Raw genomic sequence first — 17,621 nt, 5'->3', positions numbered from 1 at the left:
GGTCAGACGCCGGAAACGGCGAAAGCCTCGCTCCCTGAGAACACAGCCTATGTCAGAAATGCAATCGGCGCCGTCCGTGGACAGCGCCGTCGTTACTCAATGGATCAGCCCGACCCGCGACAGGTTCGGGAAGTGGCTGAGTTTCGGCTCTGGCCAGCTCATCCAGACCGCAAAGGCCTTGCCGACGATATTCCGGTCCGGAACCATGCCATGCAGTTCCTTGGGAATGTTCGGATCATCCCAGAAGCGGCTGTCGTTGGAGTTGTCGCGGTTGTCACCCATCATGAAGTAGTGACCGGACGGCACGGTCCACTGCTGGTCCGGCGGCATGCGATAGCGGGTCATTTCCTTGCGGATCAGGTGCTCGGCTTCACCGAGCTTTTCCTTGTACAGCTCAGCGCTGCCCAGGGTGCCCGGCTCGCTGCCGACCAACTGCTCGGCAATCGCCTGGCCATTGACGAACAGCCGCTTGTCGGCGGTGTAGCGGATCACGTCGCCCGGCAGGCCGACCACACGCTTGATGTAGTTGACGTTGGGGTCGCTCGGGTAGCGGAACACCATCACATCCCCGCGCTGCGGATCCCCCACCTCGATGACCTTCTTGTCGATCACCGGCAGGCGAATGCCGTAGGAGAACTTGTTCACCAGGATGAAGTCGCCCACTTCCAGCGTCGGCTTCATCGACCCCGAGGGGATCTGGAACGGCTCGACCAGGAACGAACGCAGTACCAGCACGATGAACAGCACCGGGAAGAACGACTTGCCGTATTCAACCAGCAAGGGTTCCTTGTTCAGGCGTTCGACCACGGCCATTTCAGGCTGGCTGACGCTGCCCTGGTAGTTGGCGATCGCCGCCCGCCGGCGCGGGGCCAGGAACAGCAGGTCGATCAGACCCAACAGACCGCAGACAGCGACGGCGATGACGAGCAACAGCGGGAAATTTAGCGACATAGGACCTAGCTATCCAACCTGAGCACAGCGAGGAAGGCTTCCTGTGGAATCTCCACGTTACCTACCTGCTTCATGCGTTTCTTACCAGCCTTCTGCTTCTCCAGCAGCTTCTTCTTACGGCTGACGTCGCCACCGTAGCACTTGGCCAGTACGTTCTTTCTGAGCGCCTTGACGGTTGTCCGCGCAATGATCTGGCCGCCGATAGCTGCCTGGATCGCCACGTCGAACATCTGCCTAGGGATCAGTTCCTTCATCTTTTCGGTCAACGCACGGCCTTTGTAGGCGGCGTTGTCGCGGTGCACGATCAGGGCCAGGGCATCGACCTTGTCGCCGTTGATCAGCACGTCCAGCTTGACCAGGTTGGCCGACTGGTAGCGGTCGAAATGGTAGTCCAGCGACGCGTAGCCGCGGCTGGTGGACTTGAGCCGGTCGAAGAAGTCCAGGACCACTTCGTTCATCGGCATGTCGTAGCGCACCTGCACCTGGCTACCGAGGAACTGCATGTCGCGCTGCACGCCACGCTTCTCGATGCACAGGGTGATGACGTTGCCCAGGTGCTCCTGCGGCACGAGGATGGTCGCGGTGACGATCGGCTCGCGGAAGTCGGTGACGGACGAGACGTCCGGCAGCTTCGATGGGTTGTCGACGACGATGGTCTCACCGGTCTTGAGCTCGAGCTCGTAGATCACGCTTGGCGCGGTGGTGATCAGGTCCAGGTCGTATTCGCGCTCCAGGCGCTCCTGGATGATCTCCATGTGCAGCATGCCGAGGAAGCCGCAACGGAAGCCGAAGCCCAGGGCATCGGAGCTTTCCGGCATGTATTGCAGAGACGAGTCGTTCAGGGTCAGCTTCTGCAGGGCGTCGCGGAAGTCCTCGAAGTCGTCGGAACTGACCGGGAACAGGCCCGCGTAAACCTGCGGCTGGATCTTCTTGAAGCCCGCCAGCATTTCGACTTCCGGGGTGCTGGACAGGGTCAGGGTGTCGCCCACCGGCGCACCATGGATGTCCTTGATGCTGGCGATGATGAAGCCCACTTCACCGGCTTTCAGATCAGCGGTCTGGGTGTGTTTCGGGGTGAACACACCAACGCTGTCGACCAGATGCACCTTGCCGGTGGACTTGACCAGGATCTTGTCGCCTTTCTTGACGCGGCCCTGGCGCACACGCACCAGCGAGACCACGCCCAGGTAGTTGTCGAACCAGGAGTCGATGATCAGCGCCTGCAGCGGGGCGTCGATCTCACCGGTCGGAGCGGGGATGGTATGTACCAGGCGCTCGAGCACCTCGTCGACGCCCATGCCGCTCTTGGCACTGCAAGCCACGGCGTCGGTGGCGTCGATGCCGATGATCTTCTCGATCTCGTCCTTGACGCGGTCCGGGTCAGCCTGGGGCAGGTCCATCTTGTTCAGCACGGGCATGACTTCCAGGCCCTGCTCAATGGCGGTATAGCAGTTGGCCACCGATTGCGCCTCGACGCCCTGGCCGGCATCGACCACCAGCAGCGCGCCCTCGCACGCCGCCAGCGAGCGCGAGACTTCATAGGTGAAGTCAACGTGGCCGGGGGTGTCGATGAAGTTCAGCTGGTAGGTTTTACCATCCTGCGCCTTGTAGTGCAGCGTGACGCTGTGGGCCTTGATGGTGATACCGCGTTCGCGCTCCAAGTCCATGGAATCGAGGACCTGGGCTTCCATTTCGCGCGCCGACAGGCCACCGCACATCTGGATGAAACGGTCGGCCAGCGTCGACTTGCCATGGTCGATGTGGGCGATGATGGAGAAATTGCGGATATGACTCAAATCACTCACAGGTCAACACTCGAAAAGGCTGCGAGCCGGACGCCCGCCGAAAAATAGCCGGGAATTGTACCTCAAGCCGCAGGGATATGGGAGAACCCTTGTCACCTGCCTATCGGTTAGCGTGGGAGCGGGCTTGCCCCGCGATGGCGTCCGATCAGTTGAAATTGTTGCCTGATCTGACAATATCGCGGGGCAAACCCGCTCCCACGCAGGACCTTTACTCCTGCTTGCTCAAGAAAAAGGGCAGCCGAGGCTGCCCTTTCCTACCTTGCAATCCGCTTATTCAGCCAGCTTGAAGGTGATGAAGCTGGCACGCCCCTGGCGCAGCACGCGCATGGACACCGAACGGTTCTTCGGCAATTCCTTGGCGATCTCGGTGAACTGCTTGGCCGAGGCAATGGCCTGGTTGTTCAGGTGGCTGATCACATCGCCCGGACGCAGGCCGATCATGGCCGCCGGGCCATCCTGGACTTCCTTGATGACCACCCCACCCTTGAGTTCGAGCGACTTTTTCTGCTCGGCACTGAGGTCGGCGACAGATACGCCCAGACGGTTGCTGCTGCGCTCGGCGCTGCCATCGGCACCCGCACCCATGCCGATGTCGGCGTCATCCTCGGGCAATGCGCCGATGGTCACATCCAGGTTCTGGCGCTTGCCATTGCGGATGATCTCAAGCTTGGCTTTCTCGCCATCTTTCAGGCTGCCCACCAGGTGCGGCAGGTCGGCGGACATGACAATCGGCTGGCCATTCATGCTCAGGATCACGTCGCCCACCTGCAGGCCGCCCTTGGCTGCCGGGCCGTTTTCCAGGACCTGGGCCACCAGGGCACCGGCCGGCTTGTCCAGGCCGAACGACTCGGCCAGGTCCTTGTTGACCTCCTGGATCACCACGCCCAGCCAGCCGCGGCTGACCTTGCCGTCTTTCTTCAACTGGTTCGATACATCGATCGCCACGTCGATCGGGATGGCGAACGACAGGCCCATGAAGCCGCCGGAACGGGTGAAGATCTGCGAGTTGATGCCCACCACCTCGCCTTTCATGTTGAACAGCGGCCCACCGGAGTTGCCCGGGTTGATCGCCACGTCGGTCTGGATGAACGGCACATAGGTGTCGTTGGGCAGCGTGCGGCCCTTGGCGCTGACGATACCCTTGGTCACCGAGTGGTCGAAGCCGAACGGCGAACCGATGGCCAGCACCCATTCACCGACCTTGAGCTTTTCCGAATCGCCCAGTTTGACGGTCGGCAGGTTCTTGCCGTCGACCTTGAGCAACGCCACGTCGGTGCGTGGGTCGGTACCCACCAGCTTGGCCTGCAGCTCGCTGCGGTCGGACAGGCGGACGATGATCTCGTCAGCGTCGGCCACCACATGGTTGTTGGTCAGCACGTAGCCGTCACTGGAAATGATGAAGCCCGACCCCAGCGACTGCGCCTCACGCTGGCGATCACCGCGCGGCGAACGCGGCTGCTGCGGCATGTTGCGCTCGAAGAACTCGCGGAACATCGGCGGCAGGCCTTCCAGGTCGGGCATCTGCCCGGCGGCGACACGGCGGTCCGGCAGCTTCTGCTTGGTACTGATGTTGACCACCGCCGGCGAGGCCTGCTCGACCAGGGTGGTGAAGTCCGGCAGGGACTCCTCGGCCTGGGCACTGAGCACCTGGCCGAGCATCAGCACGGCAGCGAACATCGATAGGTAGGTTTTCAAGCGTGGTATTGACATACGGCTCCCGTCACAACGAGCGTAGTTAGCAGTAAGGTTCCCGCAGACGCAGGAAAGGCCAGACTCCGAGAAGCCTGACCTATAGAAAATTTGCGGCAGGATTGCAAATGACAATGCCTTAATTTCATGTCAGCTCTGTGTAACAAGAGCTGTCAGGGCACTGCTCAGTCATTGACGCGCCTGGGCATCCTGGGCCCGCATCGACAAGGCGACACGCTCGGCAGTGCCCAGCGGAATCTCGCCGACCACCGTGACCATCACCTTGCCCTTGGGCGTGGTCAGGCGCCGCGACACTGCGACAGTAGGGCCGAGCTGGGCACGGGTATCGATACCGGGCTCGTTGCCGATCGGCTCGAGGAACACCGAAAAACGGGCCAGGCCATCGTCATACATCAGGCTGCTGACGGTACTCTTGCGCTCGGGGTCGCGCCGCACCGAGCTGTTGACCAGCTCAAAACCCGGCGGCAACCAGTCGGAACGCCACCCGGCAGCGCTTTCGGAGGTGCCGGAGGCGTCCTGTTCGACCGGCCTGCAGGCAGCACCGGCGCTGAGGTCGGCGTCGGTCGGCACGTCGTCGGTGTCCAGGCGGGTCATCTGGAAGCGCTCGAGCAACTGGCCCTTGTCGTTGAGCATCAACGAGCGTAGAGGCAGGCCGGTACGCCGATCCAGGTGCAATTCGAAGGCATAGCGATGCTGGTCACGCGGGGTGAGCGAGACAATCACCGCGTCGCGCCCGGCGACGCGTGACTTGCCTGCCACGCTCAGATCATACCAGCTCATCAGTTTCAGGGGATCGAGCACCCGCGCGGCAGTGTCCGGCGCGGCGCTCACGCTACTGACCAAGTTGCCACTGACGCACTGCACCTTGCCGTCGACCCGCACGATTTCCTGGGCCGAGCCGTCGAGCTGCAGCAGCCGCTCGCTGACCTTGCCGTCCTGGACGCGATGCCAGATATCGTGGGATGAGAAACTGCCGTTACGTTCGTAGACGAAGGAACCCTGGTAACTCTGCTGCTGCTCGGCCCTTGCCAGCTTGTTGAGCCACTCGCTCGCCTCGGGCGAAGAGTTGGCGGCCAGGGCCTGTACCGTCAGGCTGCTGCCAAGCAGCAGCGACAGGAGAGGTAGCGCGCGCATGATCCTCCTTACTTAGCGGTTTTCCAGGCTGGCGGCGCGGGCGTAAGGCAGTGCGGTTTCGTTGCCCTTCAGCGCGGACTCCTGGGCGTGCTGGCGCAGGTAGCCTGGCAGGCGTTGATCCCAGCCGGCCTGGTTCTGCAGCACACCGTTGGCCATCGGCCCGGTCGGTTGCTCGTTGCCTTCACTATAGCCTGCCAATACGGCCGGGCCTTGCACCTGCGGCATGCTCAGGCCCTGCTGGGCTGGCTGCTGGGCGGCCAGCTGGGCGCCAGTGATCTCGTCCTGGTTGTAGAAACGCACGCCCGCCAGTACGGCAACGGTCACCGAAGCGGCCACGGCGAGACGGCCAATGCTGCGCCACGGGCCCTGCTTGACCTTGGCCGGCACGGCCTCGTCGGCCAGCGCCGCGGAAACCGCCGAGGCGATGTCCAGCTTGGGCAACAGCAGCTCCTTGTGCATGGCTGCACGGGCAACCTGGTAACGCGACCAGGTGGCACGGGTTTCGGCATCGTCGACGGCGTTCAGCACGCGACGCAGTTCCAGTTCGTCCGCTTCGTTATCCATCACCGCGGACAGCGATTCCTGCAAAGCTTCACGACTCATGGCGGTTCCTCTCTTGGCTATCGCCGCTGTCTCAGGTTTCCTGCAACAAAGGTTGCAGGGCTTTGTCTATGGCCTCCCGAGCGCGGAAGATTCGAGAGCGCACGGTACCCACCGGACATTGCATGACACTGGCAATGTCTTCGTAACTCAGTCCGTCGAACTCGCGCAGGGTCAGTGCCGTGCGCAAGTCTTCGGGCAGTTGCTGGATGGTTCGATGGACAGTGCCTTCGATTTCATCCCGCAACAACGCGCGCTCTGGGGACTCGAGATCCTTGAGACCATGATCGCCGTCGTAAAACTCCGCATCCTCGGAGCTCACATCGCTGTCTGGTGGCCGTCTTCCACGGGATACCAGGTAGTTCTTCGCCGTATTGATGGCGATGCGGTACAGCCAGGTGTAGAACGCACTGTCACCGCGAAAATTCCCAAGCGCACGGTATGCCTTGATGAAGGCTTCCTGCGCCACGTCCTGCGCTTCATGGGTGTCGTGTACGAAACGCACGATCAACCCGAGAATCTTGTGCTGATACTTCAGCACCAACAGATCGAACGCTCGCCTGTCGCCACGCTGCACGCGCTCGACAAGCTGCTGATCCTCTTCCTGGGTTAGCATGAACACTCCTCAGTGATCTCGAAGGAGCGTTGCAACAGCCATCGTTCAGGCTTGCAACCATAGACTCGGGCTTTTCGCAAAAGTTCTCCCCTCCAAGCAAGTTTCCTGCGGCCCTTGGTCGGCTCGCACGGAAGACGCAACGCGGTCACGGCCGGCTGCGCCGATAATCAGTTTTCGTTACGCAGGTGCCAGCCCAGAATAGAGCCGGCGCCTTGCGTCGCCGCAGCAACCTGTGGCGTACGGGCAGCCTGTATAGGATTTCCAGGGGTATCGGAAAGTTCCCACAAAGATCGCCACCCACCCGCAAGTGCCATTGGAAATCAGGCGCCCGGGGCTGCTATAAAGGCACCCCGACCCGGTTTCACGATAGTTTCACAATGCCATCGGCGCCCGACTATTGTGCCGTGCCCCCTCCAAAGATTACTAGTGTCCCGACATGAGCCAACAATTCCAACATGATGTCCTGGTGATCGGTAGCGGTGCCGCCGGTCTCAGCCTGGCACTGAACCTTCCCGGCCACCTGCGCATTGCCGTGCTGAGCAAGGGCGACCTGGCCAACGGTTCTACCTTCTGGGCCCAGGGCGGTGTCGCCGCGGTGCTCGATGACACAGATACCGTGCAGTCGCATGTCGAGGACACGCTCAACGCCGGTGGCGGCCTGTGCCATGAAGATGCCGTGCGCTTCACCGTCGAGCACAGCCGCGAGGCCATCCAGTGGCTGATCGAGCAAGGCGTGCCGTTTACCCGCGACGAACACTACAGCGTCGACGACGGTGGTTTCGAGTTCCACCTGACCCGCGAAGGGGGCCATAGCCACCGGCGCATCATCCATGCCGCCGACGCCACCGGTGCCGCTATCTTCACCACGTTGCTGGAGCAGGCGCGCAAGCGGCCGAACATCCAATTGCTGGAACAGCGCGTGGCCGTCGACCTGATCACCGAGCGGCGCCTGGGCCTGGACGGAGATCGCTGCCTTGGCGCCTACGTCCTGGACCGCAACACCGGCGAGGTGGACACCTTCGGTGCCCGTTTCACCGTGCTGGCCACCGGCGGCGCGGCCAAGGTCTACCTCTATACCAGTAATCCCGACGGTGCTTGCGGCGACGGCATCGCCATGGCTTGGCGCGCCGGCTGCCGGGTGGCCAACCTGGAGTTCAACCAGTTCCACCCAACCTGCCTGTACCATCCGCAGGCCAAGAGCTTCCTGATCACCGAGGCCCTGCGCGGTGAGGGTGCCCTGCTGCGCCTGCCCAACGGCGAGCGTTTCATGCCGCGCTTCGACCCACGTGAAGAGCTGGCGCCACGGGATATCGTCGCCCGCGCCATCGACCACGAGATGAAGCGCCTGGGGGTGGACTGCGTCTATCTGGATATCAGCCACAAGCCGGCCGACTTCATCAAGAGCCATTTCCCAACGGTCTACGAACGCTGCCTGACCTTCGGTATCGACATCACCCGCCAGCCTATCCCGGTGGTGCCTGCGGCCCATTACACCTGTGGCGGGGTAATGATCGACGAGCACGGCCACAGCGACGTGCCTGGCCTGTACGCCATCGGCGAAACCAGTTTCACCGGCCTGCATGGTGCCAACAGGATGGCCAGCAACTCGCTGCTCGAATGCTTCGTCTATGGCCGCGCCGCCGCCGCCGACATCGAGGCGCGCCTGGACCAGGTCGCCATGCCCCGCGCCCTGCCCTGCTGGGACGCAAGCCAGGTCACCGATTCGGACGAGGACGTGATCATCGCGCACAACTGGGACGAACTGCGGCGCTTCATGTGGGACTATGTCGGCATCGTGCGCACCAGCAAGCGCCTGCAACGGGCCGAGCACAGGGTGCGCATGCTGTTGGACGAAATCGACGAGTTCTACAGCAACTACAAGGTCAGCCGTGACCTGATCGAGCTGCGCAACCTGGCGCAGGTGGCCGAGTTGATGATCCGTTCGGCTATGCAGCGCAAGGAAAGCCGGGGCCTGCATTACACCTTGGATTATCCAGGGATGCTGCCTGAGGCCAGGGACACGATCCTGGTGCCACCGAACCACGAGTAAGGCCTGGACAGGCGCAGGAGCGCGCTCGCACCGCGAAGGGATGACAGCCTCTGTATCGTCATCGCGGCGCAAGCCCGCTCCCACGAACCGCCATCAAACGAGGGCTGGATCGATCACCAGCACCAGCTTCCCGGAAACCTGGTTGCTTGCCAGTTCCGCATAGGCCGCTTCGGCGAATTCGACCGGATAGGTATCGACCAACTGTGGCGACAGTCGCCCCTCGGCGAACAACGGCCACACCTGCTGGCGCAATTCGCGCAACAATTCGGCCTTGAACCCGTCATCACGGTTGCGCAGCGTGGAGCCGGTGATTTCCAGGCGCTTGCCCAACACCAGCGCCAGGTCCAGCTCGACCTTGCGTCCGCCCATCAGGCCAATGATCACCCAACGCCCGTCACGGGCCAGCAGCTGCAGGTTGAGCGGCGCATAACTGGCGCCCACCGGGTCCAGAATCACATCGAATGGACCAAGCTGCTTGAGGTCATCGAGGTTGCCATTGCGCACCACGCCACCTGCGGCCCCCAGCGACTCACAGTAGGCCAGCCGCGCCGGCGAGCCGACGCTGACCCACACCGGGTTGCCGAAGGCCTTGCACAGCTGGATCGCCGCCGAGCCCACACCACTGGCCCCGGCATGCACCAATACCTTCTCGCCAGCCTTCAATGCCCCCAGCTGGAAGATGTTCAGCCAGGCCGTGGCATACACCTCGGGAATCGCAGCGGCTTCCTGCAGGCTCAACCCTTCGGGCACCGGCAGCACATGACGGGCGTCGACCACCACCTCCTCGGCCATGCCACCACCGGCGAGCAATGCACAGACCCGGTCGCCCACACGCCAATCGGCACCCGCTCCGACTTCCTCGACGACGCCGGCGCATTCCAGCCCCATATAAGGGCTGGCACCAGGAGGCGGCGGGTACAGCCCCGCCCGCTGCAGCAGGTCGGCGCGGTTCAGGCCCGCGGCGGCCACACGGATACGTACCTGCCCGGCATCGCAGGCCGGGCGCTCGGCCTCGACCCACGCCACATGTCCGTCAACGCCTTGCAATGCCTTCACAGTGCCTCCATAGTTGAATCATATGACCGAGCCTGGGCACGCCAAGTCCCAGGCTTTTTGCAGTATGCGTCCGGCTCCGATGGAACCGGCGAACGGATAAGACGGCCTACTATGCGTGATCAATTGCCTCCACGTCGAATCAGCATGAAGCATTTCCTCCCCAGCACCGCCCTCGCCCTCATGATCGGCCTGGGCAGCCTCACGCTCGGTGGCAATGCGGCCGCCGCCAACAAGTGGGACAGCCTGCAGCCGGACCGCGACGAAGTGGTCGCCAGCCTCAACATCGTCGAGCTGCTCAAGCGCCACCACTACAGCAAGCCGCCGCTGGACGACGCCCGTTCGGTCATCATCTATGACAGCTACATCAAGCTGCTCGACCCTTCGCGCAGCTACTTCACCGCAGCCGACATCGCCGAATTCGACAAATGGAAGACCCAGTTCGACGACTTCCTGAAAAGTGGCAACCTCGAGCCGGGCTTCACCATCTACAAGCGCTACCTGGACCGCGTGAAGTCGCGCCTGGACTTCGCCCTGGCGGAGCTGGCCAAGGGTGCCGACAAGATCGACTTCACGGTGAAGGAAGACCTGCTGGTCGACCGCAAGGACGCCCCGTGGATGAAGAACCAGACCGAGCTCGACGACCTGTGGCGCAAGCGCGTCAAGGACGAAGTGCTGCGCCAGAAGATTGCCGGCAAGGATCCCAAGCAGATCCAGGAAACCCTGACCAAGCGCTACAAGAACCAGCTGGCGCGCCTGGACCAGACCCGCGCGGAAGACATCTTCCAGGCCTACATCAACACCTTCGCCCAGTCCTACGACCCGCATACCAATTACTTGTCGCCGGACAACGCCGAGAACTTCGACATCAACATGAGCCTGTCGCTCGAAGGCATCGGCGCGGTGCTGCAGAGCGACAACGACCAGGTCAAGATCGTACGCCTGGTACCGGCCGGCCCGGCCGCCAAGACCAAACAGGTGGCGCCGGCCGACAAGATCATCGGCGTCGCCCAGGGCAACAAGGAAATGGTCGACGTGGTCGGTTGGCGCCTTGACGAAGTGGTCAAGCTGATCCGCGGCCCGAAAGGCTCGGTGGTGCGCCTGGAGGTCATCCCGGCCAGCAACGCGCCGAACGACCAGACCAGCAAGATCGTCTCGATCACCCGCGAAGCGGTCAAGCTCGAGGAGCAGGCGGCGAAGAAGTCGGTGCTCAAGCTCAAGCAGGATGGCCGTGACTACAAGCTCGGCATCATCGAGATCCCGGCTTTCTACCTGGACTTCAAGGCATACCGCGCTGGCGATCCGGATTACAAGAGCACCACCCGCGACGTGAAGAAGCTGCTCACCGAGCTGCAGAAAGAGAAAGTCGACGGCGTGGTCATCGACCTGCGCAACAACGGTGGCGGCTCGCTGCAGGAAGCCACCGAGCTGACCAGCCTGTTCATCGAGAAGGGCCCGACCGTGCTGGTGCGCAACAGCGACGGGCGCGTCGACGTGCTCGAGGACGAGAACCCCGGCGCCTTCTACAAAGGCCCGCTGGCACTGCTGGTCAACCGCCTGTCGGCGTCCGCCTCGGAAATTTTCGCCGGCGCCATGCAGGACTACCACCGTGCGCTGATCATCGGTGGCCAGACCTTCGGCAAAGGCACCGTGCAGACCATCCAGCCGCTCAACCATGGCGAACTCAAGCTGACGCTGGCCAAGTTCTACCGTGTCTCCGGGCAGAGCACCCAGCACCAGGGCGTGCTGCCGGACATCGCCTACCCGTCGATCATCGACACCAAGGAAATCGGTGAAAGCGCCCTGCCTGAAGCCATGCCGTGGGACACCATCCGTCCAGTGGTCAAGCCTGCCTCCGATCCGTTCAAGCCGTTCCTCGCCCAGCTCAAAGCGCAGCATGAGGCGCGCAGCGACAAGGATGCCGAGTTCGTCTACATCCGCGACCGCCTGGCACTGACCCAGAAGCTGATGAACGAGAAGACCGTCAGCCTCAACGAGCAGCAGCGTCGCGCCCGCCACGACGAGATCGAAGCCAAGCAGCTGGCGCTGGAGAACATCCGGCGCAAGGCCAAGGGCGAAGAGCCGCTCAAGGAACTGAAGAAAGAGGACGAGGACGCCCTGCCCGCCGAGCCGGACGACACCAAGCCCGAGGACGATGCCTACCTGTCCGAGACCGGTCGCATCCTGCTCGACTACCTGAGCCTCAGCACCTCGGTGGCCAAGCACTGAAGTGATGGCAAAATAATGTGACCTGTCATCAAACAGTCATCGGACTGTCGTGAAATGGAAGGGCCGAACGTGCAAGCGTTTGGCCCTTTTCAATTCAGGAAGCAGTCCATGACCGTCACCGAACAGCTCAGCGCATTGAGTGCCATCCTGGCTCAACGCAGCATCCACTGTCTGTTCCAACCCATCGTCTGCCTCTCCGAACGGCGCATCCTCGGCTATGAGGCCCTGAGCCGCGGCCCCTCCAACAGCCCTTTGCACTCCCCCCTGAACCTGTTCGCCATCGCCCGCCAGGCCGGTCGCCTGGGTGAACTGGAAGTGCTGTGCAGGGAAACCGCCTGCCGACGCTTCAGCGAGCTGAACCTGGCGGGCCAGCTGTTTCTCAACGTCTCGCCCGAGTCCCTGGTAGAACCCAACTACCCTTCCGGGCGCACCCTGCAAATGCTCGAACAGGTCGGCCTGGCCCCCAGCCGGGTGGTCATCGAACTGACCGAGCAGACGCCCACCGAAGACTTCCAGCTGCTGTACAACGCCCTGCACCATTACCGCGACATGGGTTTTTCCATCGCCCTGGATGACCTGGGTGCTGGTTACTCCAGCCTGCGACTGTGGTCGGAGCTGCGCCCGGACTACGTGAAAATCGACCGCCATTTCATCGATGGCATCCACCAGGACCCGCTCAAGCGTGAGTTCGTCGGCTCGATCCTGCAGATCGCCCGCGCTTCGCGCGCCCAGGTGATCGCCGAAGGCATCGAACTGGCCGAGGAACTGGCCATACTGGGCGACATGGGCGTGGACCTGGTCCAGGGCTACCTGCTGGGGCGCCCCCAGGAGTTTCCCCCAGGTGACAGCCTCGGCCTGCTGCCCCCGGCGCCGGATACCGCTGTGGCGCTGGATGAGGACAGCAGCGATCTCAGCGCCCTGCTCATCCTGCAACCCTCGGTCACGCGCGAGACACCCATTCAGCAAGTGCTCGAGGCGTTCCACCGCCAGGCCAACCTCAATTCGCTCGCGGTACTGGACGAACGTGGCAAACCATGCGGTATCGTCCACCGCCATTCACTTGCCGATGCCCTGCTGAAGCCCTTTGGCACCGACCTGTACGCCCGCAAACCGATCAGCCGGTTGATGAGCCAGGACTTTCTCGCCGTTGAGCGCAGCCAGTCGCTGCAGCAGGTCAGCCGGCTGCTTACCAGCCGAGCCCGCCAGCGTATCGAGGAAGACTTCATCATCACCCAGAGTGGGCGTTATCTGGGGTTGGGGCGGGTGATCGACGTACTCAAGCTGATCACCGAACAGAAGATCCAGCAGGCCAGGCACGCCAACCCACTCACCCTGCTGCCCGGCAACGTGCCGATCCAGCAATGCCTGGCGCGCCTGCTGCTACAACGGCGCGAGGCCGCCGTATGCTACGTGGACATCGACAACTTCAAACCCTTCAACGATATCTATGGCTATGCCCGTGGCGACGAAGTGCTGCTGTGCCTGGCGCAGTGCCTGAGCGACTGCGTCGACCCCAGCAGGGATTTCGTCGGCCATATCGGTGGGGATGATTTCATGCTGGTATTGGGATCGGCAGACTGGCGAGCGCGGCTTGAACTGCTGCTGGAGGCCTTCGTCCGGCAATGTCGACGCTTCTATCGCGGTGAACACCTGGAGGCCGGCTGTTTTATTGCCCATAACCGTCAGGGTCAACGGGAAACCTTCGAATTGCTGTCGCTGTCGATCGGGGTAGTCTGGCTCGCGCCGGGAAGCTGCGCAGGGCTGGATGCCGGCCAGTTGGCCGAGCTCGCCTCACAGGCGAAAAGAAAGGCCAAGGAAACCGGCGGGGCGAGCCTGAGCCTGATCGACACAACGGTACTGGAGTAAACCCTGGCAGGCTCCGGCAACCGCTACCGCGCCAGGTAGCCCTCTCCCCCGGTTTCAGGCCTCTTCCGGGTAGCGATACTCGAACACCCGCACCACTTCCGAGGCATGCCAGGACGCCGCCTCCATGCCGTCCACCGGCCCGGAAAACCGTCCCAGGCGCTCGACACACTCGAAAAACCCGGTGCGTGGCAGGCGGCTGGCGCCTTGGCTGATCACCAGCGAACTGCGCAGCGGCTGCTCGGCGCGGGCGTCGAGCACCGCCAGGTACTCAAGGGCCGCGGTCAAGGTCTGCATGGCCGGGCTGGGCAATTGCAAACGCTCAAGCAGTGCCCGGTAGGTCAGCAGATGGCGTTGCCGGCGGGCCAGGTCGAGCTCGCTCAGCAGGCCCTGCCATTGCTGACGGCTGATCCTGACCTGGCTCATGATGGCTCGCTCCAGCCGGCCACGCCCAGGTGCCAGGCCAGGCTGCGCAGAATGGCCGCGTCGGGGCGGCGCTCCCCGGACTCGATCATGGCCAGGTATGCCGGGCTGATGCCGACACTGCGTGCCAGCTGCTCCGGCGCCAGCCCCTTGGCCTGACGCAAGGACGCCAGCTCAGCCAGTGAGGACAGGCTGGCGCTTGGTTGAGTGCTGGCAACATTGCTTTCGGTGACGGGTGCGCTAGCCGGTGCCTGGCCTGCGGCCGCGAGCAACGCCTGATACTGCTCCCAGGGAACCACTGCGTACTCGGGCTGACCGTCCCGGCTGATGACCTGAATACCCATACAACCCCCTTGACGTTGGATTACGGCATGTAATCCGTAGGCATAACCCTTATGCCAATTATATTACCAACCTCGGGGGTCTGTGCGGAATCAGCTACCGGGCCGTTCCAGGCGCAGCGCTTCGGGGGTTTCCGGCAACCGTTCGACCACGCGCAGCCGCTCCGGCGCCTGGCTGTCGCGCCAGGCCTTGAAGCGGCCCAGCTCATCAGCCACGGTCTTGAGCACCCAGCCCAGCACGGCGATGTCATCGAGCAGGCCGACACCCAGCAGCCAGTCGGGGATGGCATCCAGTGGGCTGACGAAGTAGAGCAGCCCGGCGACGATGGTCACCAGTGCCTTGGGGCTGACGGCGCGGTACTCGCCACGCCACCAGGCCAGGCAAAGCGCCTGCATCAGGCGCAGGTCCTCGCGCAGCTGGCCCAGCCTCGGCCCTTTGCGGGCCACTGCGAACAGCAATGCCGGCAGCCGGCCGCGGCTGAGCAAGCGTTCGGCAAGGGGCAGGAAGCGGGTGAAATTCCAAGGTGCGCTCATGGGGCCTCCACAGGAGCCGGAGGTTATCCACATTTATTGTGGATAACCTTGTGAACAGGGCGGCATTGACGCCGCGTGGTGCCCACCGGGCAAGGGCCGGGTACGAATCGGGCGTTTTTTACACAACCGTTTCAAGCGCGCAAACGTTTTGCGACAAAGGCACCTGTATTCAGGCCGGGCACTGCTTGCGACAGTGAATGACGCCAACGGTTCGCGTCAAGCACTGCTGAAAACGACGACGCCCCGTCGAAACGGGGCGTCTTCATGCAACACGACGGCAGTTACTTGGCCGGTGCTTCGCCAGCCTTGGCCGGGTCTTTGATGGCCAGCAGTTCCAGGTCGAACACCAGGACCGAGTTGGCCGGAATCAGCGGGCTCGGGCTCTGGGCGCCGTAGGCCAGTTCGGCCGGGATGTACAGCTTGTACTTCTCGCCGACATGCATCAGTTGCAGGCCTTCGACCCAACCCGGGATCACACCGCTGACCGGCAGGTCGATCGGGCTGCCGCGCTCGACGGAGCTGTCGAATACCTTGCCGTCGGTCAGCTTGCCCTCGTAGTGGACGGTGACGACGTCGGTCGGCTTGGGTTGCGGGCCATCGGCCTTCTTCACCACTTCATACTGCAGGCCCGAGGCGGTGGTGATCACGCCAGGTTTCTTGCCGTTCTCCTCGAGGAACTTCTTGCCGGCGGCAGCTGCTTCCTCGCTGGCCTTGGTCAGGCGCTCTTCGGCGCGCTTCTGCAAGGCGGTGAAGGCTTCGACCAGTTCTTCGTCCTTGATGCGCTGTTCCTTCTTGCCAACAGCGTCCTCAATGCCTTGGGCGACGGCTTTCGAGTCGAGGTCGTCCATGCCTTCCTGGGCCAGGCTCTTGCCCATGTTCAGGCCGATACCGTAGGAGGCCTTCTGTGCTGGGGTCTTCAGCTCGACGCTGCTGGTCTGGGCGTCGCAACCGGCGAGGACCAGGCCTACCAGGGCAACCGCGGCCGCCAAACGATGCTGTTTCATGTAATTTCCTTGTTCATGCGCCATGAGGGCAATCAGGGTAAAGCCGCGAGCTTAGCAGGCGGCCGCGACCAATGGCTACCGGCATAAGAGCGGGTTGGGGGCAGGAAGTTCCTGGGTGAAAGCTTGTTCATGGTCGCACAGGCAGCCTTTGGCCAGTATTCACGCTGTTTCACGAGTCGTAGCACGCTTTTGCAGGTGAGGCTCCAGTCTTGCGATTGCTGTCGCGGCCTCTCGCCGGCAAGCCGGCTCCCACAGAAAACACCGTTGCCCTTTCAGGAACTGACTCAGGCGATCCCGACCTGGTTGCGCCCACTGTTCTTGGCCAGGTACAGCCCCTTGTCCGCCGCCGAGATCAGCTGCCGGCAATGGCTGCCGACACTTGGGGTCAGGGTCGCCAGGCCGATGCTCACGGTCAGGTGCGACGCCGCCTCGGGCACGGTATGGGCGATCTTCAGGCCCATGATGGTCTGGCGCAGTTTTTCGGCCACCAGGCGCGCGCCACCGGGCGAGGTGTTGGGCAGCACCAGGGCGAACTCCTCGCCGCCATAACGCGCCGGCAGGTCGGTAGGACGCGAGCAGCAGCCACGAATGGCCTCGGCCACCTTGCGCAAGGCCTCGTCGCCGGCCAGGTGGCCGAAACTGTCGTTGAACGCCTTGAAATAGTCGACGTCGATCATCAGCAGCGACAACTGCTGCTGCTCGCGAATCGCCCGGCGCCATTCCAGCTCCAGGTACTCGTCGAAGTGACGGCGGTTGGACAACCCGGTCAGGCCGTCCGAGTTCATCAGCCGCTGCAGCATCAGGTTGGTGTCGAGCAACTGCTGCTGGCTCACGCGCAGTGCGCGGTAGGCCTCGTCGCGCTGCAACAGGGTGAGGTAGGAGCGCGAGTGGTAGCGGATACGCGCCACCAGCTCGATGGTGTCCGGCAACTTGACCAGGTAGTCGTTGGCCCCGGCGGCGAAGGCCGCGCTTTTGACCAGCGGGTCCTCCTTGGTCGACAGGACGATGATCGGAATGTCCTGGGTGGTCGGATTGTTGCGGTACTCGCGCACCAGGGTCAGGCCATCGAGGCCCGGCATGATCAGGTCCTGGAGGATCACCGTGGGCTTGATGCGCATGGCCTGGGCCACCGCCTGGTGCGGGTCGGCACAGAAGTGGAAGTCGATGTTCTCTTCGTGGGCGAGGCCACGGCGCACCGCTTCGCCGATCATGGCCTGATCGTCGACCAGCAGGACCATCGCCGCACTTTCGTTGATGGTCGTGAAACCTTCGATCGGTAGATCATTCATGCGTAATCACCCGTCCACT

At 63.0% G+C, this 17,621-nt stretch carries 15 protein-coding genes; 3 read left to right on the top strand and 12 right to left on the bottom strand.

Translation table 11 applies throughout. The features are described from left to right. Positions 1-96 precede the first annotated feature (96 nt). The 6 genes from lepB to rpoE all read right to left on the bottom strand — a co-directional run bounded on the left by lepB (position 97) and on the right by rpoE (position 6,816). Positions 97-951, bottom strand: a complete 855-nt coding sequence (gene lepB, locus ACQ4OD_RS05795; RefSeq protein WP_110697764.1) for a signal peptidase I — start codon at positions 949-951, stop codon at positions 97-99. 5 nt (positions 952-956) lie between these two features. Then, entirely contained in the window at positions 957-2,756 is a 1,800-nt protein-coding gene (gene lepA, locus ACQ4OD_RS05790) for a translation elongation factor 4 (RefSeq protein ID WP_038705563.1), read from the bottom strand. 270 nt (positions 2,757-3,026) lie between these two features. Continuing rightward, positions 3,027-4,433 (bottom strand): DegQ family serine endoprotease, encoded by a 1,407-nt coding sequence (locus ACQ4OD_RS05785; protein WP_371918089.1) that lies wholly within the window; start codon positions 4,431-4,433, stop codon positions 3,027-3,029. A gap of 201 nt (positions 4,434-4,634) precedes the next feature. After that, positions 4,635-5,600 (bottom strand): MucB/RseB C-terminal domain-containing protein, encoded by a 966-nt coding sequence (locus ACQ4OD_RS05780; protein WP_430944009.1) that lies wholly within the window; start codon positions 5,598-5,600, stop codon positions 4,635-4,637. A 12-nt stretch (positions 5,601-5,612) separates the two neighbouring features. Beyond that, the gene (locus ACQ4OD_RS05775; protein ID WP_102681609.1) at positions 5,613-6,203 is read right to left on the bottom strand and encodes a sigma-E factor negative regulatory protein; all 591 of its coding nucleotides are present in this window, start codon (positions 6,201-6,203) and stop codon (positions 5,613-5,615) included. Positions 6,204-6,234: 31 nt separating this feature from the next. Next, positions 6,235-6,816, bottom strand: coding sequence for an RNA polymerase sigma factor RpoE (gene rpoE / locus ACQ4OD_RS05770; protein WP_010220971.1), 582 nt, complete (start codon positions 6,814-6,816; stop codon positions 6,235-6,237). A 436-nt stretch (positions 6,817-7,252) separates the two neighbouring features. On the opposite strand from rpoE, the gene nadB reads away from it, so the two are divergent. Next, positions 7,253-8,866 (top strand): L-aspartate oxidase, encoded by a 1,614-nt coding sequence (gene nadB, locus ACQ4OD_RS05765; protein WP_046856844.1) that lies wholly within the window; start codon positions 7,253-7,255, stop codon positions 8,864-8,866. 93 nt (positions 8,867-8,959) lie between these two features. On the opposite strand, the gene ACQ4OD_RS05760 is transcribed toward nadB, so the two are convergent. Next, positions 8,960-9,922, bottom strand: a complete 963-nt coding sequence (locus ACQ4OD_RS05760) for an NAD(P)H-quinone oxidoreductase (protein ID WP_198754678.1) — start codon at positions 9,920-9,922, stop codon at positions 8,960-8,962. 144 nt (positions 9,923-10,066) lie between these two features. Here ACQ4OD_RS05760 and ACQ4OD_RS05755 point away from each other — a divergent pair, with 144 nt between their 5' ends. Both ACQ4OD_RS05755 and ACQ4OD_RS05750 read left to right on the top strand, forming a co-directional pair. Beyond that, positions 10,067-12,148 (top strand): carboxy terminal-processing peptidase, encoded by a 2,082-nt coding sequence (locus tag ACQ4OD_RS05755; RefSeq protein WP_198754679.1) that lies wholly within the window; start codon positions 10,067-10,069, stop codon positions 12,146-12,148. A 108-nt stretch (positions 12,149-12,256) separates the two neighbouring features. After that, positions 12,257-14,014 carry a bifunctional diguanylate cyclase/phosphodiesterase gene (locus tag ACQ4OD_RS05750; RefSeq protein WP_198754680.1) on the top strand — a complete coding sequence of 586 codons (1,758 nt, stop codon included), beginning with the start codon at positions 12,257-12,259 and terminating at the stop codon, positions 14,012-14,014. A 54-nt stretch (positions 14,015-14,068) separates the two neighbouring features. Here ACQ4OD_RS05750 and ACQ4OD_RS05745 read toward each other — a convergent pair whose 3' ends face one another. The 5 genes from ACQ4OD_RS05745 to ACQ4OD_RS05725 all read right to left on the bottom strand — a co-directional run bounded on the left by ACQ4OD_RS05745 (position 14,069) and on the right by ACQ4OD_RS05725 (position 17,602). After that, entirely contained in the window at positions 14,069-14,437 is a 369-nt protein-coding gene (locus ACQ4OD_RS05745; RefSeq protein WP_023629774.1) for a hypothetical protein, read from the bottom strand. Continuing rightward, positions 14,434-14,778, bottom strand: coding sequence for a helix-turn-helix domain-containing protein (locus ACQ4OD_RS05740; RefSeq protein ID WP_110697750.1), 345 nt, complete (start codon positions 14,776-14,778; stop codon positions 14,434-14,436). The genes ACQ4OD_RS05745 and ACQ4OD_RS05740 overlap by 4 nt, the downstream gene beginning before the upstream one ends. A gap of 90 nt (positions 14,779-14,868) precedes the next feature. Next, entirely contained in the window at positions 14,869-15,309 is a 441-nt protein-coding gene (locus ACQ4OD_RS05735) for a YkvA family protein (RefSeq protein ID WP_102681605.1), read from the bottom strand. Positions 15,310-15,590: 281 nt separating this feature from the next. Beyond that, entirely contained in the window at positions 15,591-16,313 is a 723-nt protein-coding gene (locus ACQ4OD_RS05730) for an FKBP-type peptidyl-prolyl cis-trans isomerase (protein WP_038705560.1), read from the bottom strand. 284 nt (positions 16,314-16,597) lie between these two features. Next, positions 16,598-17,602 carry a response regulator gene (locus tag ACQ4OD_RS05725; RefSeq protein WP_102681604.1) on the bottom strand — a complete coding sequence of 335 codons (1,005 nt, stop codon included), beginning with the start codon at positions 17,600-17,602 and terminating at the stop codon, positions 16,598-16,600. Between the last annotated feature and the right edge of the window lie 19 nt (positions 17,603-17,621).

The sequence above is a fragment of the Pseudomonas sp. WC1 genome, from assembly GCF_050586565.1.
Taxonomy (GTDB): domain Bacteria; phylum Pseudomonadota; class Gammaproteobacteria; order Pseudomonadales; family Pseudomonadaceae; genus Aquipseudomonas.
The sequence above is the reverse complement of the archived record's forward strand: the minus strand, read 5'-3'. Positions and strand labels throughout refer to the sequence as shown.

Excerpts from the sequence above, each read along its gene's own strand:
- ACQ4OD_RS05745 (WP_023629774.1), bottom strand. The coding sequence starts at position 14,437 with ATGAGCCAGGTCAGGATCAGCCGTCAGCAATGGCAGGGCCTGCTGAGC.
- ACQ4OD_RS05725 (WP_102681604.1), bottom strand. The coding sequence starts at position 17,602 with ATGAATGATCTACCGATCGAAGGTTTCACGACCATCAACGAAAGTGCG.
- ACQ4OD_RS05785 (WP_371918089.1), bottom strand. The coding sequence starts at position 4,433 with ATGTTCGCTGCCGTGCTGATGCTCGGCCAGGTGCTCAGTGCCCAGGCC.
- ACQ4OD_RS05755 (WP_198754679.1), top strand. The coding sequence starts at position 10,067 with ATGAAGCATTTCCTCCCCAGCACCGCCCTCGCCCTCATGATCGGCCTG.
- ACQ4OD_RS05780 (WP_430944009.1), bottom strand. The coding sequence starts at position 5,600 with ATGCGCGCGCTACCTCTCCTGTCGCTGCTGCTTGGCAGCAGCCTGACG.
- ACQ4OD_RS05740 (WP_110697750.1), bottom strand. The coding sequence starts at position 14,778 with ATGGGTATTCAGGTCATCAGCCGGGACGGTCAGCCCGAGTACGCAGTG.
- nadB (WP_046856844.1), top strand. The coding sequence starts at position 7,253 with ATGAGCCAACAATTCCAACATGATGTCCTGGTGATCGGTAGCGGTGCC.
- ACQ4OD_RS05775 (WP_102681609.1), bottom strand. The coding sequence starts at position 6,203 with ATGAGTCGTGAAGCTTTGCAGGAATCGCTGTCCGCGGTGATGGATAAC.
- ACQ4OD_RS05735 (WP_102681605.1), bottom strand. The coding sequence starts at position 15,309 with ATGAGCGCACCTTGGAATTTCACCCGCTTCCTGCCCCTTGCCGAACGC.
- rpoE (WP_010220971.1), bottom strand. The coding sequence starts at position 6,816 with ATGCTAACCCAGGAAGAGGATCAGCAGCTTGTCGAGCGCGTGCAGCGT.
- ACQ4OD_RS05730 (WP_038705560.1), bottom strand. The coding sequence starts at position 16,313 with ATGAAACAGCATCGTTTGGCGGCCGCGGTTGCCCTGGTAGGCCTGGTC.
- ACQ4OD_RS05750 (WP_198754680.1), top strand. The coding sequence starts at position 12,257 with ATGACCGTCACCGAACAGCTCAGCGCATTGAGTGCCATCCTGGCTCAA.
- lepB (WP_110697764.1), bottom strand. The coding sequence starts at position 951 with ATGTCGCTAAATTTCCCGCTGTTGCTCGTCATCGCCGTCGCTGTCTGC.